This window comes from Sinomicrobium soli, from assembly GCF_003285545.1.
In the GTDB taxonomy this organism is placed as follows: domain Bacteria; phylum Bacteroidota; class Bacteroidia; order Flavobacteriales; family Flavobacteriaceae; genus Sinomicrobium.
In genome coordinates, this window is the sequence record NZ_QLNV01000007.1 from 63751 (window position 1) to 88823 (window position 25073).

Sequence of the window (25073 nt, forward strand, 5' to 3'; positions counted from 1 at the left end):
ATAAAATACCTTAATCTAAAATTATTCGCATGAAATATTTCAAATTTCTCCTCACAGGCATATTTTTCGGGATCGTACTTACCAAATCTGAAGCTGTTTCCTGGTACCGGATCTATGAAATGTTCCACTTCCAGTCCTTTCACATGTACGGTATTATCACCGTTGCCATAATTACCGGGCTTATTGGCATTCAGTTTTTCAAACGCAGGAAAGTAAGGGACACTGACGGAAACATCATCGAGATACAGGACAAAGACAAAGGCATTACCCGATATCTTGCCGGGGGTATGCTCTTCGGGTTGGGATGGGCTTTGGCAGGCGCCTGTCCGGGGCCCATGTTTATACTGTTTGGTGCCGGTTTCTGGAGTATGGGAATGGTCATTACAGGCGCCCTGGCCGGAACCTTTGTTTACGGCCTCCTGAAGGATAAATTACCTCATTAGACCGAAACCAAACAGGTCCGTAAAGCATATATTCCATTCAAAAAACTTCAACTTCGGTTTACCATTATATTCCCGAAGCAGGTACCGGAGCAATTTAACTCTCATTTTGGTTTAGCAATCCGAAAGCTCCGGAAAAGGCCATCCCCTGCGGATGGCCCTGCTTTGTGGCTGATGAGACTGTAATGCCGTACGAAGCAGTACTAATGGTTCGGCAAGTGGATGCACGCCATTCCACAAAAAAACCGGTAACACCAAGGGCATACCGGTTTATATCTTAAAATATATGATTCTAATTATCCTCCAAAGTCATCGAAACGGACATTCTCCGCCGGCACTCCGAAATCATCACACATTTTTTCTACGGCCTTATTCATCAATGGCGGTCCGCAGAAATAGAATTCGATATCTTCAGGGGCTTCATGATGTTCCAGATATTTATCGATCACCGCCTGGTGTACAAATCCGAGAAAACCATCTCCTTCTTCATCGTCAACGCCTTTCTTTTCCTTCCAGTTATCTTCCGGAAGGGGTTCTGACAGTACTACATAGAACTTGAAGTTCTCGAATTCCTCTTCCAGTTCCCTGAAGTGTTCCAGGTAGAAAAGTTCTCTCTTAGAACGCCCTCCATACCAGTAACTCACTTTTCTCCCGGTTTTAAGTGTTTTAAAGAGGTGATACAAGTGCGAACGCATAGGGGCCATACCGGCACCTCCACCTACATACAACATTTCAGCTTCCGAAGGGTTAATAAAGAATTCTCCGTAAGGTCCTGAAATCACCACCTTATCACCAGGTTTTTTAGAAAAAATATAAGATGAGGCTATTCCGGGATTTACATCCATCCAGCCATTTTTGGCCCTGTCCCAGGGTGGTGTGGCAATACGGACATTAAGCATGATCTCCCTACCTTCGGCAGGATAAGAGGCCATGGAATACGCCCTCTCCACGGTTTCATCATTCTTCATCACCAGCGGCCAGAGGTTGAACTTGTCCCATTCCATCTTAAATTTCTCCGGTTCTCCCGGATGTTCCTTGGGGTGGGCCGTTATATCGATATCCTTGTATTCCACCAAACATTTGGGGATCTCTATCTGGATATATCCTCCGGGCTGATAGTCCATATCTTCAGGAATTTCAACCACGAATTCCTTGATAAAAGAGGCCACGTTATAATTACGTACCACTACCGCTTCCCATTTCTTTATACCAAATACCTCCTCAGGCACCTCAATGGTCATATCCTGTTTTACCTTTACCTGGCATCCCAGTCGCCATCCTTCTGCAATTTCCCTACGGGTAAAATGAGGTTCTTCGGTAGGCAGAATATTTCCGCCCCCTTCCAGTACCCGGCACTTACACTGGATACAGGTACCCCCACCCCCGCAGGCAGAAGGTAAAAATATCTTATTATTTCCAAGGGTAGACAACAAGCTATTACCCGACGATACTTCCACATCCTTTTCCCCGTTGATATGGAGGGTTACCGGCCCTGAAGGTACCAGTCTGGCCTTGGCCCCCAGAAGGATGGCCACAAGTACCAAGATCAACAGCAGAAATACTACAATACTCGCTATGATTACTGAATAATCCATACTCTAAATATAAAACAATTTATAATGAAATTCCCATAAAACTCATAAACCCTATAGCCATAAGCCCCGTAATGATAAAGGTTATCCCTAATCCACGGAGCGGCGCGGGCACATTGGAGTATGTAATTTTCTCACGAATAGCGGCTATGGCCAATATGGCGAGGAACCAGCCGATCCCGGAACCAACACCGTATATGGCAGACTCTCCGACACCTCCGAAGTCTTTCTGTTGCATAAAGAGTGATCCTCCGAGAATAGCACAGTTTACGGCAATCAGGGGCAGAAATATACCCAGTGCGCCATACAGTGCCGGGGCAAATTTCTCCACGATCATTTCCACCAGCTGAACCATCGAAGCGATAACAGCGATAAACATGATAAAGCTCAAAAAGCTCAGGTCGACATTCTTATAGCTCTCGTCCAGCCAGGAAAGCGCTCCGGGCTTTAAGAGATAATTGTCCAGAAGATAGTTTACCGGAACGGTAATAGCCAGTACGAAAACAACAGCAGCCCCAAGACCAACAGCGGTTTTCACGGTTTTTGATACTGCAAGGTAAGAACACATACCCAGGAAGTAGGCAAAGATCATGTTCTCGATAAATATACTCCTTACAAAAAGATTTACGTAATCCATTTCTACAGGTTTTTCAGAGGAGACCCTCCCTATTCTTTTTCTATTAGTTCTCTGTTCTTAGAGCGCTGTACCCAGATGATAATCCCGACAACGATCAGGGCCATCGGCGGGAACAGCATAAATCCGTTGTTCTCATACCCCAGCGCATAAAGCCCGGTAGACTCGGCAAGGGTTACCCCCTTATGACCGAGCACCTCATAACCGAACAGTTTTCCCGAACCCAGTAATTCGCGGAAAAAAGCCACCAGTATCAGGATAAAACCATAACCTGCGGCATTCCCGATACCGTCGAGAAAAGATTTCCAGGGGCCGTTCCCCAGGGCAAAAGCCTCGAGGCGTCCCATCACGATACAGTTGGTAATGATAAGTCCGACAAAAACAGAAAGCTGTTTACTCACATCATAGGCATAAGCTTTCAGCACCTGGTCTACCAGGATTACCAGGGCAGCCACGATCACCAGTTGTACGATAATACGTATACGGCTGGGAATAAAATTCCGGATCATGGATACGATAACGTTACTGAAAGCCAGTACCGCCATTACGGCGAGGCTCATCACTAATGCCGGCTTTAACTGCACGGTAATAGCCAGGGCCGAACATATACCCAGTACCTGAACGGTAATGGGGTTGTCATCATTTAACGGATCGGTGATCAGTTTCCTGTTCTGTTTGGAAAAAAGAGGTTCCTTTTCCTCGGATACAAACAGGATGATCGGTGATTTTTTTGCTTTTTTACTCATGGCATGCCATTATTATTGCGTTCTTTCCTTTTTAAAATACGGCAGATAATGGGATAAGCGCTCTTTTATCATGGCTGTCACCCCATCTCCGGTAATGGTTGCGCCGGAAATAGCATCTACCGCGTTATCTCCCTTCGTACCGCTGCCCTTGGCAACGGTAACTCCGACAAGTTCATCATTCTCATCAAAGATCTTCTTGCCTTCGAACTGTGCCTGGAACCACGAAGTGGTGATCTCCGCACCAAGCCCCGGTGTTTCACCGGCATGGTCAAAATTGACCCCTTCAATGGTATTGAGGTCTTCCTTAAGGGAAACATACCCCCAGATCGCATTCCACAATCCGGCTCCCCGAAGCGGTACTATATAAAACTTCTCTCCTTCTACCTCCGCAATATATATCGGAAAATGCTGTTCCTCCACCGGTAATTTGAGCTCCCTGTTGAGATCTATCTCAAAGGCTTCCGAATTTTCATCGACACTCCCGTCGGCATTCAGTGAAAGTTCCTCCTTGATATAATCTCCGTACTTCTCTTTGGCAGCATCCCTCTCCACATCTACTCCGATGGTTTTGAGAATGTTCTGCATTTTTTCTTTCTCTACGTTCTCTCCCTGCCTGTCCTTAAGTGAAGTCGAAGCAAATGCCAGCAAAAAGGCGACAATGACGACCATACCTATGGCAAAGATAAATGTATATGAATTGCTCTCTCTGTTCATCATTAGGCAGTTTTAAGTTTTCTGGACGCAGTCAATCTTTTCTTTCTTCTTTTTATATTGGCCTCAATCACATAATGATCTATGGTAGGTGCAAATACGTTCATGAGCAATATGCCGAGCATCACACCCTCCGGGTATGCAGGGTTGAACACCCTGATCATAATACACAGAAAACCGATAAGTATACCGTATATCCATTTCCCCCGGGTAGTCTGGGCCGCCGAAACCGGGTCGGTAGCCATAAACACGATACCAAAGGCAAAACCTCCGATCATCAGGTGTTGATACCAGGGAAAGCTCATCAGGGCATTGGCGCTCCACAGGTTGAACAGGAGCCCCATGATAGCCGCACCTATAACGCCTCCCAGCATGATCCTCCAGCTCCCCACACCCGTGAGTATGAGAATGCCGGCCCCTACCAGTATCCACAGGACGGACGTTTCTCCTATAGATCCGGGAATGGCCCCGCTGAACATGTCAAACATACTGAAGTGAATATCGTGTCCGGCAGCCAGGCTTCCGAGGATGGTTTCTCCCGAAACCCCGTCGACATGGGAAGCTTCGGAAACCCATACCTTATTACCTGACATATATGTCGGATAGGCAAAAAAAGCAAAAGCCCTGGCCAGTAATGCGGGATTCAGTATATTCATCCCCGTTCCGCCAAAGGCTTCCTTTCCTATTAAAACTGCAAAAGCCACAGACAATCCCACCATCCAGAGCGGGATATCCACGGGCATGATCATGGGGACAAGCATTCCGGTAACCAGAAACCCCTCATTGACCTCGTGCCCCCTGTAAACCGCAAAGGCAAACTCTATGGCCAATCCTACCCCGTACGATACCACGATAATGGGCAGCACCTTCCACAACCCGTGCAGAAAGGCATCCATAAAGGCTACTTCTCCACCGCTTACCTGGTACAGGTATTGATATCCCGTATTGTAGATTCCGTATATCAATGCCGGAAGGAGTGCGATCACCACCGTGATCATCGTTCTTTTCAGGTCTACCGCATCGCGTATATGCGCTCCCTTCCTGGTCACGTGATCGGGCACATAGAGAAACGTATCGAGAGCATTGATCGCAGGAGCAAATTTCTCCCACTTTTCCCCTTTTCCAAAGGGCTTTTTCAGCTGGTCTATTTTCGTTCTTAAAAATTTCATATCTTACCGATTAACCTACTTCTTTAATCATTAAATCAAGTCCCTGCCTGATAATATCCTGCGCCTCGATCTTGGAGGTACACGCATAATCCACCAGGGCAAAGTCTTCCGGCGCCACTTCGTAGATCCCCAGATTCTCCATTTTCTCGATATCGTTTGCCATACAGGCTTTCAGCAATTGCATGGGATACACATCCATAGGCAGGACCTTCTCCATTTCCCCGGTAACCACCAGGGCCCTTTCTTCACCGTTCAGGTTGGTATTGACCACATATTTCTTTTTGGGGAACAGCCATGAAAAGGATGTATGGTGCATACTGGGTATGTTGTTGTCCTTAAAAGGCAGCCATCCGAACATCCTGTATTCGTTCCCTTCCGGTATCACCGTTACGGTACTGGAATAAAACCCGATAAAACCACCGGCAGACACCCGGGTCCCGGTAAGTACATCGCCGCTTATAATTCTCACATCAGCAGTAGCATCAGGTACAAGAGCACTTACCGCTGATCCTGTTTTCACCCTGTAATACTGCGGATTTGCAACTTCCGAACCGGTCAGGGCTACCGTACGTGTGACATCGAATTTACCGGTACGCAATACTTTTCCGATAATCGCCACATCTTCCGGGTTGATCACCCATACCCGTTCTCCGGAATTGATAGGGTCTATACGGTGTATCTGTACACCTACGTTCCCCGCAGGATGCGGACCGGAAACACGGTGAAGTTCCACGCCCTCTACAGTATTCAGAAAAGAAGACGATTGTTTGCCAACGGATAAGTGTACCTTACCCCCGGTCAACTTCGATATGGCGTCGATCCCGGCCTGAAAATCTTCTTCCTTTCCTTCCAGCAGAACATCTGTATCTGCCGCCAGGGGTGCCGTGGCATAGGCCGAAATAAAAATAGCCTTGGGAGTATCCTCCGGATTGGCCACAATATCATAAGGACGCTGACGTATAAAAGGCCAGCATCCGCTTTCGAGCAGAAACTCCTTCACCTCTTCCGAAGAGAGCTCCTTCGGATCCCTGGAACCGAATTCCTTATAGGTATCCTGCCCGTCTGCCGCGATGACTACTTCGAGTATACGGCGTTTTGCTCCCCGCCGGATCTCGGAAACCGTACCGCTAACGGGAGACACAAAATTAACCTTCTCACTGTACTTGGAATAAAAAAGCGGGTCGCCCGCTTTTACCTGCGCTCCTTCTTTTACTACCATTTTAGGAGTAACTCCATGAAAATCAGCGGGTTTTAATGCGAAGGTCCTGGAGCGGGGAGCATCGGAAATCTTCTTCTCCGCTTCCCCTTTCAAATTGATATTCAGACCTTTTCTGATGCGAATGTCATTGGACATGTTACAATTGGATTGTTTTGAAAAATACTGCGTTATTCAAAAATTCACGCAAATTTATAAATTTATGGTGTATTTATTACGTTGGATGAAGGACTGTTTTATCTATTTATATCCATTCTAAACAATGGAGAAATACCTGCTCTTATCCCGTAAAATCGGGCTACTTACCCCCTAAACCCGCCTCCTCATCTTTTCCTTAAACAATCCGTTTTTGCCAATTCCGCCTTTTTTCCTGAAAACCATATCACATTCTGTTTATTTTAACGGAAACAGGCCGGGATATGCAAAAGTTCCCATACCCTTCCGTTTTTCTTTTTTATGTATATATTTACCTCATGATTGCCATAAAAAACACAAACGGTATCTGCTTCCTGTTGCTGGGCATTTTTGCACTGGCATGCCCCGCAGCACACGCCCAGGTACTGACAGAAGAAAAGCCTCCCTCCCATATCCGGTCGATCGTTTTTAAAGGTGACGGAGAAAACGGGAATGGCCAGTTCCCGGTGATCCGGGCAGGGGATCTTTTTACGCTCTCGTTTGACGACCTCAATGCCAGTGAGAGCGACTATTATTACCGGATCGTTCACTGTAATTATGACTGGACCCCGTCAGACCTGCTCCGGTCTCAATATCTCAAGGGTATGGACAATCAGCGTATTCTCAATTACAGGAATTCGGTGACCACCTTACAGCCGTATTCCCATTACGAACTTACACTTCCCAATACCCGGACGGGACTAAAACTATCCGGCAATTATGTCCTGAGCATATACAACAACAGGGACGAACTGCAATTTTCAAGGAGGTTTGTGGTCTACAAAGAACAGGTACTGGTAGGAGCAGTGATCAAACGCTCCAGGGAATTGCCGGTTATCGATAAAAAGCAGGTTGTACAGTTCACCATCAGGAACAACGGTACGCCACTGGTAAACCCCCGGCAGGAAGTGAAGGTGGTCATTCTCCAGAATTACAACTGGAACACTGCCATTACCGGGTTAAAACCACAGTTCCATTCCGGCAATGAGCTCATATACAAATACGACAAGGAAACCACCTTTGACGGGGGCAACGAATACAATTACTTCGACAACAAGGAAATCCGGGCCTCTACCAACACCATAGCAGGCACCGAAATGCGCGACCTGTATCACACCCACCTCTTTACCCAGACCGTACAGGAGGGAAAACCTTATACCTACAACCCTGACATCAACGGTGATTTCCGGGTGAGGACCACAGACGGCAACGCGAGAGACAGTGATACCGAAGCCGATTATGCCGACGTTCACTTCAGCCTGGAATACAGCAGCGAGATCGGTCTGAATGAAGTTTATGTTTACGGAAAATTCAACAACTACGAGCTGGATGAAGACAACAGGATGTCCCTGAATGACCGGAACGGCAGGCTCGAAGCAACCATCAGGCTGAAACAGGGGTTTTACAATTACAAGTACGTCATGAAGGGACCCGACGGGGTCGACTATACCTATATTAACGGAAATCACTTCGAAACGGAAAACAACTATCTCATCCTGGTGTATTACCGCAATTTCGGCGATACGTACGACAGCCTGATCGGTATGGGCAGCGCTTCTTCGGTCAATATTTCCAATTAGCTTTGCACCAGGTACATCCCCGTATATAACGCCTTTGGCGATGCTTCTCCCGTGACCTTATTTTTTTATTCGCAAACTGAATATCATTAAATTAATTTTGTATCTTTGTTTGCAGGGGGATTACACACAGTACACAACTGGTCCCTGATTATGGCTAAAAAATTTTAATTTTTCTATGATCACACAAGTAACCAAAGGGATTAAAATTACGGTCATCACCAGTTTTGAAGGTACTTTCTTCAAGAACTACAGGGTGCATTTTGCTTTTGGTTACAGGATTACCATAGAAAACCAGAGCAACGACTCGGTACAGCTCACTTCAAGGCACTGGCAGATCATCGATTCCCTCAACCATCCGGAATATGTAGAAGGAGAAGGTGTTATAGGCAAGAAACCCGTTTTAAAACCCGGAGAGTCCCATACCTACAGTTCAGGATGCCTGCTGACCTCGCCCATTGGGGCCATGAGGGGGCATTACAATATGGTAAACTTTACCACAACACGCAAGTTCCGGGTCTACATCCCTACCTTTAAACTCTGCGCTCCCTTTGCACTCAACTAAACCGCTACAGAAAACGACTTGAAATTTACAGGTTCCGGCAAGCAATGAAATTGCCATTTGGTTACTGGTTATCAGGTTATCAAGCTGTTCAGATAACAACTCAATAACCCAATAACCCAATAACTCAATAACCAGGATTCTGCACGAGTTTATCATTCCTGTTCATTTCATCCCTGTGAATGGAGATAAAATACATCTTGTCCTGCCAGTTACGATTCTCAATACCCGGGTCCAGTGTCTGCGGGGTATACTCATAATCGTAACTCTCCGGATCGTAGTGGTACAACCGCACATCGGCACCCGGTTTGAGTTTTCCGGACACCCTGATGGTCCTTACCTGCTGCCCCAGGGTTTCGGGGGCTATCATCCATCTCCGGGCATCGTGAAAGCGATGTTCTTCGTAAGCGAGCTCTATCCTTCTTTCGTTCCTGTACCGCTCTTTCAGGTCCTCACCCGAATCAGACACGGCAGGCATCCCGGAACGGAAGCGTATCTTGTTAAGCCAGTTACGGGCTTCCTCTTCTTCCCCGAGCGCTATACAGGCTTCCACATAATTCAATACGGCTTCGGTATATTTCAGTACCGGCCAGGGAATCTGCTGCCTGGTGTTCTGGTCTACGATGGCCGGGTCGGGATCTATGAACTTACGCATGGTATACCCGGTATAACTCCCGTTCCAGTCTTCTATCGAACTGTTCCTGGTATCGAGTCCGTAATAAGTGATTTTCTGCCCGGATTCATTGAGGATCTCATAGCTTCCGGCCTGGATCTGGTTGAGTGAGTCTTTTTCCGCCACATCGTCCGTACGCGGTTTCCAGTCGGCCCCGTCGTGGAGTACAGTAGCGTAGAAACGCGGATCGCGGTCGGTATAGGGCGCTGCTGCATGAGCGGTATTATCCCAGTCGAAACGGCTCCCGTCTATCATCTCGTAATCATCTACCAGGTTCTGGGTAGGGGTATTCCCGGACCAGTTGTGGTAACCGTTCGGGCCATTGTTACGCCCTACCCAGGCTCCCCCCTCGTCCTTTTCATCCACAAAGAACCGGCCCATAAGCAATTCTGTTTTGGCAGCCGGGTCTGCCAGGGCACTTCCTCCCCCGAGGGACAGGGCTATATAGTTTTCTTTTCCTTCTTCGGGAGATACGGGCGCCGTAAGGTCCAGTTTATATCCGAGGTCCATATCGACCACCTCTTTTGCCGCAAGCCTGGCTTTTTCCCACCGTTCTGTCCTGCTCCCGGAGGTATACCCCAGGTATTCCGGGTTGGAGTACCCGGCGATCACGGAAGAACTGGCCGCTGCCGCAGCCATATCGTGCAGGTCGCTGGCCGCATAGACCAATACCCTGGCCTTGAGGGCCAGCGCTGCCGCCCTGGTTGCCCTTCCGTCTACCTCCGGATGCCCTTCCAGCAATTGTGCGGCCCTGTCACAATCTGCAACGATAAAATCCACGCATTCTTCAAAGGTATTCCGGGGGATCGTATAATCGTCTTCCCTGAGTTCATAGACCCGGTCTACCAAAGGTACCGCCCCGTAATAGCGCAACAACTGCTGGTACAGGAAGGCTCTCATAAAATGAGCTTCTCCCTTGATCCGCTCTACCAGTTCCGGGTTGTCGAACATGGGTTCCTCCAGGTGCTCCAGCGCCACATTTGCCGCACGGATATACTTATACATATTTTCCCAGCTGTAACTACCGTTGATCCATCCCTGGTCGGAGGGGTTCGAACGGGATTCGTTAATGGTATTGATCCCCCTTCCGGGATGGGTAAACAGGGCCTCATCCGTAAGCGAAGCCTGCATCTGCTCATCCAGTCCGCCCTGTCCGAAGCCGTTGTATATATCGAGGACAAAGCCTTCGGTAAGTGCCTCATCGGTCCAGACATCTTCATCCGGTACCTCATTCAGGGGTTTGGTATCCACAAAATCATCACTGCACGATACCATGACCGACAGCGTGATGACAATATATCCATATATAGTATTTATACTTGTTCTTTTCATTGTGCAGAAATTTAAAAGGTTACCGATACGCCCATGTTCACTATCCGGGATTGCGGATAATACTGTCCTGTGGAATTCAATGCTTCCGGGTCAAGCACCTTGATCTTGCTCCACGTAACCAGGTTGAGCCCGCTCAGATATACCCTGAGATGGGATATCCCGATCTTCTCTCCTATCGCCGAAGGCAGGTTATATCCCAGCTCCACGTTTTTCAGCCTTATATAATTGGTACTTCTCAGCCAATAGGTATTGTCAAAGGAAAAATACTGGTCACTGCGATCGGTGATCCTGGGATGAACACTGCTCTGGTTGTCTACCGTCCACCTGTTGTTATAGAAATCCAGCAGGTAGTTCCCTATGGCCCCCGATTCGTCTGTCCCCACCCGGAGTTCCCCGCCGGTAGCTCCCTGGAACAGTATGGAAAGATCAAAATCCTTGTACTGTGCCCCCAGGTTCAGCCCTCCCTGGAAAGTAGGCTGGTTGTTCCTGTCGCGCCTTATCCGGTCGTCCGGTGTGATCCGTCCGTCGCCGTCGTAATCCTTATACTTCATATCTCCCGGCCTGAGGGTATTGGTGATATCACTGTAATCCAGCGTATTTGCGGCAATATCCTCTTCATCGGCAAAGACCCCGTCGTACAGGTAATACAGTTCGGCATCTATCGGCTTGCCCGTAGAGCGCTGCCAGGCCGGGGCCCCCGGGGCCTCGTCCCAGAACTTTATCTTGTTCTTCGCATAACCGCCGTTCACGCCTATATTATACTGCACCTCCCCTATGGCACCGTTGTACCCTACGTTGAACTCCCAGCCCCGGTTCTCTACCTTACCGATATTTTCTGCGGGCAGGGTCATCCCGGTAGACTGGGGCACCGAAGCATTCCTCCTCCAGAGGATACTGTTTCTCTTGTTCAGGAAAAAGTCCAGTTCGAAATTCACCCTCCCGTTGAACAACTGTCCGTCGAGCCCTATATTGTAGTTATTGGCTTCTTCCCAGGTGATCATGGTGTTCGGCACCCTGCTCTCCAGCAGGGTTTTCATCACTCCTCCGTTGGCGATATACGACCCGAAACCGTAGGTAGAGTAATACTGGTATTCCTGTAGCGTTTTCTCACCGTTTCCGTCGTGGTCGTAATAGATATTGTCGTTCCCCATCTGCCCCCAGGAAGCCCGGAGTTTGAGATAATTCACAAAAGACACATTATCTTTCCAGAAATTTTCTTCCGAGATGCGCCATCCCAGCATTACCCCCGGGAAAAAACCGTAGCGGCTGTCTTTCGGGAACATATACGACCCGTCGTATCTCCAGAGGAATTCGGCCAGGTATTTTTCCTTGTAATTATACCCCACGCGCCCGAAATAGTTAAGGCGGGCACGCTCCCAGGCATCTCCCCCGTTGTCCTTTTCCGCATCTCCCCCGGCAAACATCTGGTCGATCACCGCAGAGATAAAATAGCGGCGGAACGCAAAAAAATTGTCATTCCTGATCGTTTCCCTGTTTACCCCTGCCAGCAGGTTGATCTCGTGATCCCCGAAAGTACGGTCGTAGGTAAGGGTTCCTCCCAGAAGTATATTCAGCTGGTCCTGGTTTTCCTGTCTCAGGTTGGGCTCCGCAGGACCGCGCTTTCCGGCCACCAGTTCAGGAGTGGTCCCGTCCTCTTCGTACTCCCCCTGCAAGGTATATAGAAACCAGGGTGTTTCCCAGCGTTTTTTCTGCTGGATATATTTATCGACCGCTATGGTCCCGGTAAATTTCAGTCCCTCTACCCACGGTATCCTGATGTCCAGCTTGCCGTTGGTCTGGAAATAATACCTTCTGTCACGGTCGTACCCCGTCTGACTGGTAGTGATAACCACCGGGTTCTCCCCGTACTCTATATCAGGGCCGGGCATGCCGTTGGGCCAGAATGCGGGTTCCGTGGGATTACCGCGCATCAGCATCCTGAAAATGGCACTGGCGGGTTTGGTAGGATAGTTACGGTCTTCCTGTCTTCCCAGTATCCCGATCTGGGCATCGATATACTCACTCACCTTGGCATCGAGGTTGACCCGTATATCGTATTGTTCGTATTTCGTGGCAGAATTTTTATAATAGGCATCCTGGTTCTGGTACCCTACGGAAGCCAGGAACTTCATGTTCTCATTTCCGCCATTGAGCTGGAAATTATGGCGCTCCTGTTTTGACCAGTCCTGGAAGGTAGCATCGAACCAGTCAGTATCCGGGTGCCCCCACGGGTCGGAGCCATCGCGGAATTTCTCGAAATCATCCGGCAGAAAGGGTGCAGTTAGCGTTCCTCCCGACGGGCGGGTATAGGTACCGTTTTCCCGAAAGGCCGCAGTGGCATTCCCCCATTCCGACACCGGAAGTTTATACACTTCCAGGTCGTTTCTCATTTCTGCATATTGTACGGCATTGGCCAGGTCGGGGATTACCGTCGGCTGGGCAAAGCCCAGGTTATAGTTATAGGTGAATTTCGGTTTTCCACTGCTTCCCCGTCTGGTTGTGACCAGGATCACCCCGTTGGCTGCACGGGCACCGTAAATGGCTGCAGATGCATCTTTCAATACCGATATGTTCTCGATATCCGCGGGGTTTATCCGTGAAAACCCTCCTTCCCTGGCCGGGATCCCGTCTACCACGACCAGCGGACTGCTATCCCCGAAAGAATTGGTCCCCCTGATCCGTATCTGCGAATCGTCTGCTCCCGGTTCACCGCTTTCCTGTGTGGCTATCACCCCAGGCATTCGCCCCGCGATAGCGTTTGATACGTTTACCGTCGGTGATTTCGCAAGGTCCTTGCTCTGAATGGTCGCTACCGAACCCGTTACGGTTTCCCGCTTCTGCTCTCCGTACCCCACCACCACAACTTCGTCGAGCTGGGCGAGGTCTTCCTGCAGTACCACATTGACAACCTCCTGCCCTCCTACAGCCACCTCCGTGGTTTTGAAGCCTACATACGATACTACCAATACCGCATCCGGCCCGGATACTTCTATGCTGAAATTTCCGTCAAAATCAGCAACGACACCGTTATCCGTACCCTTTTCCTGAATACTCGCCCCTGCCAGGGGCATTCCGTCCGTATTTGCGGTAACCTGGCCCGTAACCTGCAGGAAGAGGTGCTCTCCGGTTATCACGTGTTCCCCGGGGCCCGCCGCACGGGCATACCCCAATGTTCCCATACCACCTAACAAAAAAAGATAGGCCATACTTCGAAATAATGCCCGAAAGGCAATAGATCCGTTTGTTTTCATAAGTTCATGTTTATTCGGGTTGATACATAAAAGGACCTCCGCCATACCATTGCGAAAATCCTTTTTAATACTATATAACTGTAATATAAAAGCGCATATTCCTCCTTTTTTATGTTAAAATCAAATGAAATGTAATTAAAACACTAATATCCGAATTTAATTTTAAATAAAAAAAGGGTTACCAAAATTAAAATACAATAAAAAAATAAACATAAATACACTTAAAAAACAGCGTTGTCGACAACATTTTAAGATATATGAAATTCACATAACATTAAGAAACTTGTCTGGGTATCCCCCCTCGTGAAGTTCGGGGCATCATTTCCGGTTCCTTTGTACATTTAGCTTCCCTCACAGGAAATACGGGTTCCGTCCCGGACTAAATCCCGCCCCCCTTTCAGGCAGGCAGGGAGGCAGTTAACATTAAAATAACGGCATTTTTACAAAATTAAAATATCATCTACACCATATGTAAGAAATTATTCCTATATTTACGTAAGTGTTACAAGGTTAGTTTTGGTTTTATTTAGCACGCCCCCGAAAGGGGGTTTTTTCTTTATCATGTATTGTTTTGGCTATATCCTCCTGAAGATCATCTTTACATATTCTTTTCTCCAGATAAGCAGGGATGCTTCAAGGGTTAACTCATATATTAATTCCGCAAAATTGTTTACCTTGTCCTGCACTAATCTTCAATAAAGTTTGCAGACAAACGGCATACATAATTCTTTTTTTATCCACCAGCTGAAAAAAGGAGAAACAGCAGCTTTCGAGGCATTATTTCATCTTTACTTCGAAAAGCTGCATCACTTTGCTGCCAGCTATATTGAAAATTCGGAAGATGCCCGCGAAATCGTACAGAATACATTCTACAAACTGTGGAAGAAGAGAAGCAGGCTGGCGAGCGATACCAACCTGAATTCCTACCTGTTCTCCATAGTCAAGAACGAATGCCTGGACTATTTCAGGCATCAGAAAATAAAACGCCGGTACCGGGAAGAAGTGGAAAGGGAGCGGGCGGCCATACTCGAGCATTCCCTGCGGGACGACCCGAGCCTGCTGTGTATCGAGCAGGAACTTTCCCGGAAGGTAAACAGGCTTATCGACCAGCTTCCCCCGTCATGCCGGCAGATCTTTATCAAAAGCCGGTTTGAAGGGCTCAAATACGCCGAGATCGCCCATGAGCTTAATATCTCTCCCAAAACCGTTGAAAACCAGATATCAAAAGCCCTCCGTTTTTTGAGGAATGAGCTCGGGGAATACCTCACTTCCCTGCTTTAAAACTGAAAAAACCACTCCACCAATGCGTAAAGGAAACCTGTACGCATAGAAAATTTATCTTGTACACAAGACAATAATCAGTGTATTTTGTCTTGTGTACAAGATAAAAACAGTATCCATATAAAAAAAACAGTTATTTAACATAGGGGTAATTAAATTGTAAATCGTTCTTGATATGTATGGACGAAAAAGAACTTTTACAATTCATAGCCGGGGAAGGCGACCGGGACTCCCGGCTGAAGGTCATTTCATGGATCAGGGACTCCCGGGAAAACCGGCTGTATTTTAACCGCCTGAAAGCGGAACAGGTCGCGCGTTTTCAATCGCAGGACAAAATCGATGTCCCTGTGGAATGGCGCAGGTTTGTGACCCGGACCAAAAGCCGGAAAAGGAGATATTACGGTATTTCGGCGGCGGCAATGATTGCCCTGTTACTGGGCATTACCGGCCTGCTGGTCACTTCAGGGCCGGAAGCAGGCAAACCGTATACCGCGTACAATGCGGGACAGACCGAACAAAAGAACTTCGTACTCCCCGACGGCAGTAAGGTGACCCTGAATTCCGAGAGCAGCCTGGAAATAGTCCCCGGTTTTAATGATGGCACACGTACCGTAAGACTGAACGGTGAGGCATTTTTCGACGTTACCCACGATAAAGACCGGCCGTTTATTGTGGAAACCGGCAAGGGGATCAGCATAAAGGTACTGGGAACGAGTTTTAACATAAAGGCCTACAAGGAGAACACCACGGTAAAGACCACCCTGGTCACCGGGAAAGTGGAACTCTACGAAAAGAACAGTACGGCCCCTTCGGCAGTACTCTCTCCTGAACAACAAGCCGTTTTTGATCCCGAAAACCGGAAAATAAGCGTGGAACAGGTTTCCACCTCCTCGGTAACCTCCTGGAAAGAAGGAGTACTTACCTTTGACAACAGCCCGCTGCGCAATGTTGCAGAAGACATCGGGAGGTGGTACGGGGTATCCGTCCGGATCGCCTCCCCGGAGCTCGAAGACTATTCCTTCTCCGGAAAATTTCTCAGGGAATACAGCATAGAGCAGGTTATGAACATACTGAAAACATCATCACCAATACATTATACTTATGACAAGGAAAAAAACATCATCAGCTTAGAACAACGCAGGTAGGATCTGAAAAAGGGAAGTGCGGCAACACCTCCCTTGAAATAAGGATCCAAATTGCTAAAGGGTATTTAACAATCAAAAATCGCTTAAAGTTATGAAAAAAAAGCAACTCGTCGCACGGCGGGCCACTCCTTCGTGGTTCTGTTCACGCACACTTTTCCGCATTATGAAGATCTATTCCCTCCTTCTCTGTCTCACCATCGTCCGGATATCGGCATGGGCCCCGTCGGCTTACGGGCAACACGTACAACTCGACCACAAGAATATTTCGCTTAAAGAAGTATTGAGTACTATAGAAAAGCAAACGGATTATATCTTTTTCTACAACAACAAGATAGTCGACGAACAACTCAAAATAAATGTTTCTGTCAACAGTGAGGATATCACAAAAGTGCTTCAAACGGTGCTCCACAATACGGATATCAAATTCCGTATTCTCAGCCGGAACATCGTGCTGTACAGGGATATTACGGCAGTTCAGGGTAAAAAAGACGGGCTACCATACAACGACCCCGGCCTGCCGGAAACCGCGCTTGCCGAAACATCCGGGCAGGACCAGCTTACCATTACCGGAACCGTACTGGACGATACGGGTACGCCCCTCCCGGGGGTCAATATCCTTATCCGGGGGACCACCTCGGGGACACAGACCGATTTTGACGGTAATTTCAGTATCAGTGCCGGTGAAGGCGACGTGCTGGAACTCACGTATATCGGTTTTAAAAAAGAAGTCATCGCCATCGACGGGAGCCAGACCGATTTTACCATTCACCTGGAATCCGAAGCCGACCAGCTCAGCGAGGTCATCGTAGTGGCTTACGACAGCCAGAGCAAAGCCTCTTACACCGGGGCCGCGGTAAATGTGGATATCAAAAAACTGGAAGAGTCTCCCCTCCCCTCCTTTCAGGAAAGCCTTCAGGGCAATGTGGCCGGGGTGCAGATGTCTACGCAAAGCGGGCAGCCGGGTGCCGCCCCCAATATCCGTATCCGGGGAATAGGCTCCATAAATGCCGGGTCCGACCCCCTGTATGTCATCGACGGGATCCCGGTAATATCCGGCAACATTGCCGAGATCGCCACCAGTTCCAATACCATTGCAGGGCTCAACCCCAAGGATATCGCTTCAGTAACGGTACTGAAAGATGCTTCGGCCACGGCCATCTATGGTTCACGGGGGGCAAACGGGGTGATCCTGATCACCACCAAAAAAGGCCGGTCGGGAAAGACCACCTTCGATTTCAGCACCCAGTACGGGATCAGCAGCATGATCCTGCCCGACAGGTTAAGGCCCCTGGCCACCGACCAGTTGTCGGAGTTGCTGGTGGAGGCCCGTGTCAATTCCGGCGAAAGCCTGGCCAATGCTGAAGACTATATCTACAGCCGGATCAACAGGGATGTCAATACCGACTGGGTTGATGTCATCACCAGGAACGGGCAGTATAAACAGTACAACCTCAGTGCCACCGGGGGAAACGAAAAAACCACTTTTTACTCCTCCCTCGGCCTGTTTGAACAGGAAGGGGTCATTATCGGCATCGATTATAAAAAACTCAATGCCAAACTCAATGTGACCCACCAGGCGACCGACAAGCTGAAAATCGACTTCGGCGTATCGGCCAGTCATCAGAAACTCCACACCAACAGCGACGCAGGAAGTGCTGCCAACCCGGTAAGGGCGTTGTTCAGGGTCGTACCCTGGGAACCTGTTTACAACGAAGACGGTACGTACAACACCGATATCCTACTTACCTATAACCCGGTGGGAATGGTAAAAGAGAATATCCGCGAGACCAAACTATACGGTATTATCGGGAACCTCGGGCTCACCTACAACTTTACCGACAACCTCAGTTTCGAAAGCAAGGGAAACATCGACTTTAACCTCGCCGACGAATTCCAGTACGACAATCCGTATTTCGGAGCAGGACGGAACGACGGCGGGCGGGGCCAGGCTTACGACAACAAGATCCTCAATTACAATATTACCAACCTGCTCAAGTACCGGTGGCAGATCGACGGAGATCACAACCTGAACTTTATTCTCGGGCAGGAAGCACAGAAAATAACCCGGAGTTCGGTATATGCCTATGCCAGCAATTACGGTGCCCCCGGGCTTACTACACTGGAAAACGCCTCGGTGTACCGGGAAGCCTCCAGCAGTAAGACCGCTTCTTCCATTGCTTCCTATTTTTTCAATATAAACTACGGCTACAAAAACAAGTACATTTTTAATGTCACCGCCCGGAGAGACGGTTCGTCCAGGTTCGGGTCAGACGTGCGCTATGCCAATTTCGGTTCCGTAGGGGTGGCCTGGAACATCAGTTCGGAAGATTTTATGGATGATGTGAGTTTTGTAAACAGCCTCAAGTTCAGGAGCAGCTACGGGATAAACGGCAACCAGGAGATCGGGGATTTCGCTTCCCGGGGCCTCTATGCCACCGGCGAGGATTACGACGGGCAACCCGGCTATGCCTACAGCCAGCAGTCTAACCCCCTGCTCACCTGGGAAAAGAACAAACCCTTTAATATTGGGCTCGATTTCGGCCTGTTCAACCGCCTGAGCGGTACCGTGGAATACTATACCCGTACCACTACCGACCTTCTTTTTGAAGTGCCCATCTCAGCCACCAACGGGCTTACCAGTTACCTGGCGAATATCGGGGAGATGAAAAATTCGGGATGGGAAGTTTCGCTGAACTCCGTCAATATCGAGAACCCGGAAGGTTTCGGGTGGAACACCAATCTCAATTTCACCTCCAACAACAACGAAATCACCAAACTGCAGGACGACAGTGCCATAGTAGACGGGCAGTATATCAGGGAAATCGGCGACGATTTCTACACCTTCTACATGCCCGGATATGCCGGTGTTGATCCTGATAACGGCGATGCCCTGTGGTATATAGACGAGACCAAAACCGCTACCACAAACCGGTATGCCGAAGCACAGCCCTTTAAACAGGGAAGCGCACTCCCGAAATTCTATGCGGGGCTTACCAACAGCTTTACCTATAAGAACTTCGGCCTTTCTTTCCTGCTCTACCTGAATTACGGGAACAAGGTCTATGACAGCTGGGGAAGATACACCAACAGCGACGGTAGTGCAGGCCTGAACGACAGGGGAAACATGACGCAGAACATTTACGACAACAGGTGGCAGCAGCCCGGCGACATTACCGATGTTCCCAAAATGATGTGGGGAAATACCCAGTCGGGAACCTCTACCCAGCACTCTACCCGTTTTCTTTACGACGGTACCTATATGAGGCTGAGAGATGTAACCCTCTCTTACAGCCTTCCGGAAAGTGTTACCCAGACCCTGTCGATCAGCAGCCTCCGGTTTTATATCAAAACCACCAATATGCTCACCTGGGTCAGGGACGATAAAATAGAAATAGATCCCGAGGTAGGTATCGACGGCCAGTCGGATCTCCGCATCCCGATATCCAAACAGTTCCTTTTCGGACTCGATCTCTCATTCTAAAAACTGAAAAACTATGATCTCATATATAAAAAATACCATCTGTTCACTGCTCATCGTACTGGCGGCCAGCTCCTGCGGCAGTGATTTTCTGGACATAGAACCCGAGCAAAATGTTTCGTCGGAACAGGCAATCACCGATATCAACACCCTCCGGACAGCCATTAACGGGGTATACAGCAAGCTGCAGAGCAGTGATTATTACGGACGTAGCATGTACGTTATCCCCGAACTGATGGCGGACAATCTCTACCTGAGTTCCAGGAATACCGGGAGATACCTCGATCACGAAAGTTTTGCGGTCACCGAGGAAGACTCCTATTCGGACGGGTTGTGGAACCTGATGTACGAAGTCATCGTAAATGCCACCAAGGCCATAGACGGGGGAGAAAGCCTGGAAGCCGTGACCGACGGCCAGCAACAGGAAATAGACCAGCTCGTAGGAGAAGCCTATGCACTCCGGGCGCTGGCGCATTTCGACCTGGTCCGTCTCTTCGCACAGCCCTATAACTTCACCGCAGATGCCGGCCATGACGGGGTTCCCGTGATCGCCCGTTCCGAAGACAATGAGATAGCCCCCTCCCGCAATACGGTAAAAGAGGTCTACGACCAGGTAAACAGCGACCTGGAGACCGCAATCCATAAAATGACGGAAGAGCGGAAGAACGGCAGGTTTACCATATACGCGGCAAAAGCACTGGCCGCAAGGGCATATCTCTACCAGGAAAATTACGAAATGGCCATTACCCTCAGTACCGATGTCCTGGAAAACGGGGGGTACACCCTCGTTCCGAACGGCAGCTATCCCGAACTGTGGAGTGAGGCGTTCAATTCCGAATCGATCTTTGAGGTCGTCAATACCGTTGCCGACAATGCCGGGACCAACAGCATAGGGCACTTCTTTGATCCGGCGGGTTATGCCGATGCGCTGGTACCCGAAGAGCTGTATGAACTGTACGACAGTGGCGATGCCCGGCTGGAAGCCATAAACCGGGGGTCCAAGACCGGGGCCGAAGACGATGCGCTTTTTGTCTATAAATTTCCGAACGGAACGTCATGGGACGACAATATGAAGGTCCTCCGCCTGGCAGAACAATACCTTATCAGGGCAGAAGCGTATGCCAAAACCGATAAACCGGACCTGGCGCGGGACGACCTGATGGCCGTGGTCAACCGGGCCGATCCCGGTGCCGCCGGGGTCACCGGAAGCGGACAGGGCCTGGTAGACCGTATCCTCGAGGAACGGAGGAAAGAACTGGCCTTCGAAGGGCACCGGCTGTTCGACCTCAACCGCAATAAAAAAGACGTGCGTATCATACAGAGCGAGAACGTGCTGGAAGTGGCCTATCCCAATGACAAGTTTATCCTGCCGATCCCGCTGAACGAGATCAATGCCAATCCGAACATCAAACCGCAAAACCCGGGGTATTAATGATACAGTTATCATATAAACCCTACACCCTTCTTAAAAAACACGTATTCCGCATTGCCGGCGGAGCCAGGACCAGCACCCCTGCTGTCCTGGTCCGGCTGCGGTTTGAAGGAGCGGAGGGTTTCGGAGAAGCGTCCATGCCCCCGCTTTACGGGGAAAGTATAGCTTCGGCCACCGGTTTTCTCTCGCAGGTCGACCTTTCGGTTTTTAAGGACCCGCTCCGCACGGAAGATATCCTCGGTTATATAGATGATATCGCTCCCGGAAATCCCGCGGTAAAAGCTGCTGTGGACATCGCCCTGCACGACCTTGTCGGAAAGCTGCTCGGGATGCCCGTACACCGGTATTTCGGCCTTTCGGAAAGATCACTGCCCACCAGCAAAACCATCGGGATAGACCGCCCGGACATCATACGGGAAAGGGTCAGGGAAGCTTCCGGGTTCAGGTACCTCAAGATAAAACTGGGCGGGGATAACGACCGCGGGATCATCGAGGCCGTCCGCCGGGAAACGGACAAACCCCTGTATATCGACGCCAACCAGGGCTGGAAGGACCGTGGGGAAGCGCTCGAAAAAATACTGTGGCTCCGGGAAGAGGGAGCCGTTTTCATAGAGCAGCCCATGCCGAAAACAGCCTTTTCGGATATGGAATGGCTGGCCCCGCAATCTCCCCTTCCCCTCGTCGGGGATGAAGGGATACAGCGGATTCCGGATGTAATGACCGCAAAGAATTTTTACCACGGCATCAATATCAAGCTCATGAAATCCACAGGGCTGAGGGAGGCCTTCATCATGGCAATGACTGCCAGAAAAGCCGGGCTCAGGGTCATGCTGGGATGCATGTCGGAAACCTCCTGTGCCATAGCCGCCGCTTCCCAGCTCGGCGCCCTGGCCGACTGGACCGATCTGGACGGTAATCTCGGGATTACCAACGACCCTTTTGACGGGCACCTGCTCAGAGACGGCCTTATCACCCAGAACAAGCGTCCGGGCATAGGCCTGAAAACCCCCGAATGGGAAAAAATCAAAGCTGATGAACAGAAGACTTCTTAACCCAATTGGCAGTATTTGCAGCCTGGTACTGCTCGTTTTCGCCTGTACTCCTGCCCCAAAAGAGAAACCGGCGGCAGCCACAACGGCATACGAACAGCAACTGGACCGTTTTTTTACGACCCTTTATAACCAAAAGATGTTCAACGGCGCAGTTGCCGTTAAAAAAGAGGGCAAGCTCATTTTCAAAAAAGGATACGGTTTCGCCAACCTCAAACAGCAAACACCCTTTACTCCCGGGACAGCGATGGAAATTGCCTCGGTCTCCAAACAGTTTACGGCTGCCGCGGTAATGCTGTTACAACAGCGGCAGCTGCTCGATATCAACCAGCCTGTTCAGGCCTACCTCGGAGAGGATTTTCCGTATCCCGGCATCACGGTTCGCCACCTGCTTACACATACTTCGGGGCTTCCGGACTACGAACCGTATTTCCGGCAGCACTGGGATACCACCCGTATCGCATATAATGCCGATATCACCGCTTATTTCAGCACACAGAAACCACACCTGGAAAGTACTCCCGGTACCCGGTACCACTATTCCAACTCGGGGTATATGTTCCTGGCCGAAGTGGTACACCGGGTGAGCGGGCAGCCCCTGGACCAGTTTCTCAGGGAGCATGTCTTTGAGCGGACCGGAATGGATTCCAGCGGTTTTTACGAACGTGACAGTATCTGGCACCTGGACCATTATGCGCCCGGATACCGGCTGGATACGGAAAACTGCAGCCTTGTAAACCCCGAAACCCTTCCGGGAAAATTCTATTACCATTTTCTCAGTGGCCGCCTGGGGCCCGGAAGACTGTCTTCCAGCGTAGACGACCTTATCAGATGGGACAGTATACTGTATACCGACAAGCTGCTGAATGCGGAAAGCAAAGCCCTGGCATTTACTCCGCATCCCCCCTCCGGAGACGATTCCGACTACGGCTTCGGATGGCATGTGCAAGAGAACGACAGCCTGGGAAAAATCGTATACCACACCGGGAGCTGGGCCGGGAACCTGTCTTATATAAAGCGGTTTACCGCCTCCCGAAGCCTTGTCGTATTGCTCAACAATACCCATGAAACCGCCTATATGAAAGCGGTGCGCACTGCGCTGGACCGGTTTGTAAGCGGAAGCCCCCTGGTACTCCCCAGACCTGAAATATCCGATCTGCTGCAAAAGGAGATCTGTACCCTTAACAGCGATAATATCACCGGGTGGGCAAACCGGCACAGGGATGCGGAATGGGATATGGAAGCGCTTTCCGCGCTGGAAAAAAAATACAGGGATAAAGGGGAAACCTCAAAAGCAGACCTGGTAAAACAGTTACTGCAGCACCGGGAGGAAGCTTCCTCCCCATTGATCACCAACGATGCCGTCACTTTTGGCCTCCTGGTCATTGCACTCGGGCTGATCTTCGTCACATCGTCCAGTGCAAACCCTTACCTGAAGCGGTTTTACAGGATCATTCCCTCCGTACTGCTGTGCTATTTTATCCCGGCACTGATGAACACCTTCGGCCTTATCGACGGGTCGCACAGCAGCCTGTATTTCGTGGCCTCGCGTTACCTGCTCCCGGCCAGCCTGGTACTGCTTACCATCAGTATCAATTTCGGGGAACTCCGCAAGCTGGGAAACAAGGCCATTATCATGTTCCTCGCCGGAACGGCAGGGATTATTATCGGTGCCCCCTTAGCCCTGTTCCTTACGGGAAGCATATTTCCCGATGTGCTCTACAGCAACGGCGAAGAGGTATGGCGCGGGCTCACTACCGTTGCGGGAAGCTGGATCGGTGGCGGGGCCAACCAGACGGCAATGTACGAGATATTCGGGGCCAGTTCGGACCTCTTTGCGCAGATGATTGCTGTAGATGTCCTGGTAGCCAACCTGTGGATGGGGTTTTTACTGTACTGGTCGCAGCGCCCGCAGGTCATAGACCAATGGCTGAAGGCCGATAGCCGCCCCATCTACGAACTCGAAAAAAGGCTGGAACACCAACAGGCCGGGCAGTGGTTGCCGGTAACGGCCAACAGGCTTATGGTGCTCGCAGCCATCGCCTTCGGAATTACCGGGCTGGCGCATTTCCTGGCCGATATCATAGCACCCTTTTTCACAAAGCATTACCCCCAACTGGAAAAATACTCCCTGACCAGCAGTTTTTTCTGGCTTATCGTTCTCGCCACCACTTTCGGGCTGGTATTATCCTTTACAAAAGTGCGGCAGGCAGAGCGGTACGGCGCCTCCAGAACAGGGACGGTATTCCTGTATATCCTCGTGGCAACCATCGGGATGCACATGGACCTCGGTGCGGTACTGGACAACCCGAAATTTTTTCTTATCGGCATCGTATGGATACTGATCCACATTGTGATCATGCTTACCGTAGCCCGGCTGATCAGGGCCCCGTTCTTTTTTATCGCCGTGGGCAGTCAGGCCAATATCGGGGGGGCGGCGTCCGCACCCATCGTGGCAGCTGCGTTCAGCCCCTATCTCGCTCCCGTAGGAGTACTGCTGGCCGTACTCGGTTATGCCGTGGGAACTTACGGAGCATACCTGTGTGGCATTATCCTGTCTGATATATTCGGTATGATGTAACCGGTATACGGTAAAATCTTTGTATTATTG

17 protein-coding genes are annotated in these 25073 nt (G+C 49.7%); 9 read left to right on the forward strand and 8 right to left on the reverse strand.

Annotated features, from left to right (window positions below; genetic code table 11):
- Window positions 1-29: 29 nt before the first annotated feature.
- Complete coding sequence (locus tag DN748_RS10720; protein ID WP_112371820.1) at window positions 30-443, forward strand: DUF6691 family protein; 414 nt, start codon at window positions 30-32, stop codon at window positions 441-443.
- Window positions 444-736: 293 nt separating this feature from the next.
- Here the strand turns inward: DN748_RS10720 and nqrF are convergent, their stop codons facing one another.
- The 6 genes from nqrF to DN748_RS10750 are packed head-to-tail and all read right to left on the reverse strand — an operon-like array spanning window position 737 to window position 6646.
- Entirely contained in the window at window positions 737-2035 is a 1299-nt protein-coding gene (gene nqrF, locus DN748_RS10725; RefSeq protein ID WP_112371821.1) for an NADH:ubiquinone reductase (Na(+)-transporting) subunit F, read from the reverse strand.
- Window positions 2036-2054: 19 nt separating this feature from the next.
- Complete coding sequence (gene nqrE, locus DN748_RS10730) at window positions 2055-2669, reverse strand: NADH:ubiquinone reductase (Na(+)-transporting) subunit E (protein ID WP_112371823.1); 615 nt, start codon at window positions 2667-2669, stop codon at window positions 2055-2057.
- A gap of 29 nt (window positions 2670-2698) precedes the next feature.
- Complete coding sequence (locus DN748_RS10735; protein ID WP_112371824.1) at window positions 2699-3412, reverse strand: NADH:ubiquinone reductase (Na(+)-transporting) subunit D; 714 nt, start codon at window positions 3410-3412, stop codon at window positions 2699-2701.
- A 12-nt stretch (window positions 3413-3424) separates the two neighbouring features.
- Window positions 3425-4126 carry an NADH:ubiquinone reductase (Na(+)-transporting) subunit C gene (nqrC, locus tag DN748_RS10740; protein ID WP_112371825.1) on the reverse strand — a complete coding sequence of 234 codons (702 nt, stop codon included), beginning with the start codon at window positions 4124-4126 and terminating at the stop codon, window positions 3425-3427.
- Between the two features lie 2 nt (window positions 4127-4128).
- On the reverse strand, window positions 4129-5292 hold the full coding sequence (locus DN748_RS10745; protein WP_112371826.1) for an NADH:ubiquinone reductase (Na(+)-transporting) subunit B: 1164 nt from the start codon (window positions 5290-5292) through the stop codon (window positions 4129-4131).
- 10 nt (window positions 5293-5302) lie between these two features.
- Window positions 5303-6646, reverse strand: coding sequence for a Na(+)-translocating NADH-quinone reductase subunit A (locus tag DN748_RS10750; RefSeq protein WP_112371828.1), 1344 nt, complete (start codon window positions 6644-6646; stop codon window positions 5303-5305).
- A 335-nt stretch (window positions 6647-6981) separates the two neighbouring features.
- On the opposite strand from DN748_RS10750, the gene DN748_RS10755 reads away from it, so the two are divergent.
- The gene (locus tag DN748_RS10755; protein ID WP_112371979.1) at window positions 6982-8262 is read left to right on the forward strand and encodes a type IX secretion system plug protein; all 1281 of its coding nucleotides are present in this window, start codon (window positions 6982-6984) and stop codon (window positions 8260-8262) included.
- A 175-nt stretch (window positions 8263-8437) separates the two neighbouring features.
- Window positions 8438-8824, forward strand: coding sequence for a Co2+/Mg2+ efflux protein ApaG (gene apaG, locus DN748_RS10760; protein ID WP_112371830.1), 387 nt, complete (start codon window positions 8438-8440; stop codon window positions 8822-8824).
- Window positions 8825-8948: 124 nt separating this feature from the next.
- On the opposite strand, the gene DN748_RS10765 is transcribed toward apaG, so the two are convergent.
- Entirely contained in the window at window positions 8949-10826 is a 1878-nt protein-coding gene (locus DN748_RS10765; RefSeq protein ID WP_112371831.1) for a RagB/SusD family nutrient uptake outer membrane protein, read from the reverse strand.
- Between the two features lie 11 nt (window positions 10827-10837).
- Entirely contained in the window at window positions 10838-14077 is a 3240-nt protein-coding gene (locus DN748_RS10770) for a SusC/RagA family TonB-linked outer membrane protein (protein WP_236636840.1), read from the reverse strand.
- Window positions 14078-14779: 702 nt separating this feature from the next.
- Between DN748_RS10770 and DN748_RS10775 the strand changes: the two genes are divergently transcribed.
- The 6 genes from DN748_RS10775 to DN748_RS19395 all read left to right on the forward strand — a co-directional run bounded on the left by DN748_RS10775 (window position 14780) and on the right by DN748_RS19395 (window position 25043).
- Window positions 14780-15358 carry an RNA polymerase sigma-70 factor gene (locus DN748_RS10775; RefSeq protein WP_112371832.1) on the forward strand — a complete coding sequence of 193 codons (579 nt, stop codon included), beginning with the start codon at window positions 14780-14782 and terminating at the stop codon, window positions 15356-15358.
- 179 nt (window positions 15359-15537) lie between these two features.
- The gene (locus DN748_RS10780) at window positions 15538-16503 is read left to right on the forward strand and encodes a FecR family protein (RefSeq protein WP_112371834.1); all 966 of its coding nucleotides are present in this window, start codon (window positions 15538-15540) and stop codon (window positions 16501-16503) included.
- 91 nt (window positions 16504-16594) lie between these two features.
- Entirely contained in the window at window positions 16595-19984 is a 3390-nt protein-coding gene (locus tag DN748_RS10785; protein ID WP_112371836.1) for a SusC/RagA family TonB-linked outer membrane protein, read from the forward strand.
- 13 nt (window positions 19985-19997) lie between these two features.
- Window positions 19998-21413: a RagB/SusD family nutrient uptake outer membrane protein gene (locus DN748_RS10790; RefSeq protein ID WP_112371837.1), complete on the forward strand. Its 1416-nt coding sequence runs from the start codon at window positions 19998-20000 to the stop codon at window positions 21411-21413.
- Window positions 21413-22465: a dipeptide epimerase gene (locus DN748_RS10795; protein WP_112371839.1), complete on the forward strand. Its 1053-nt coding sequence runs from the start codon at window positions 21413-21415 to the stop codon at window positions 22463-22465. The genes DN748_RS10790 and DN748_RS10795 overlap by 1 nt, the downstream gene beginning before the upstream one ends.
- Window positions 22446-25043 carry a DUF819 family protein gene (locus tag DN748_RS19395; RefSeq protein WP_112371841.1) on the forward strand — a complete coding sequence of 866 codons (2598 nt, stop codon included), beginning with the start codon at window positions 22446-22448 and terminating at the stop codon, window positions 25041-25043. The genes DN748_RS10795 and DN748_RS19395 overlap by 20 nt, the downstream gene beginning before the upstream one ends.
- Window positions 25044-25073 lie beyond the last annotated feature (30 nt).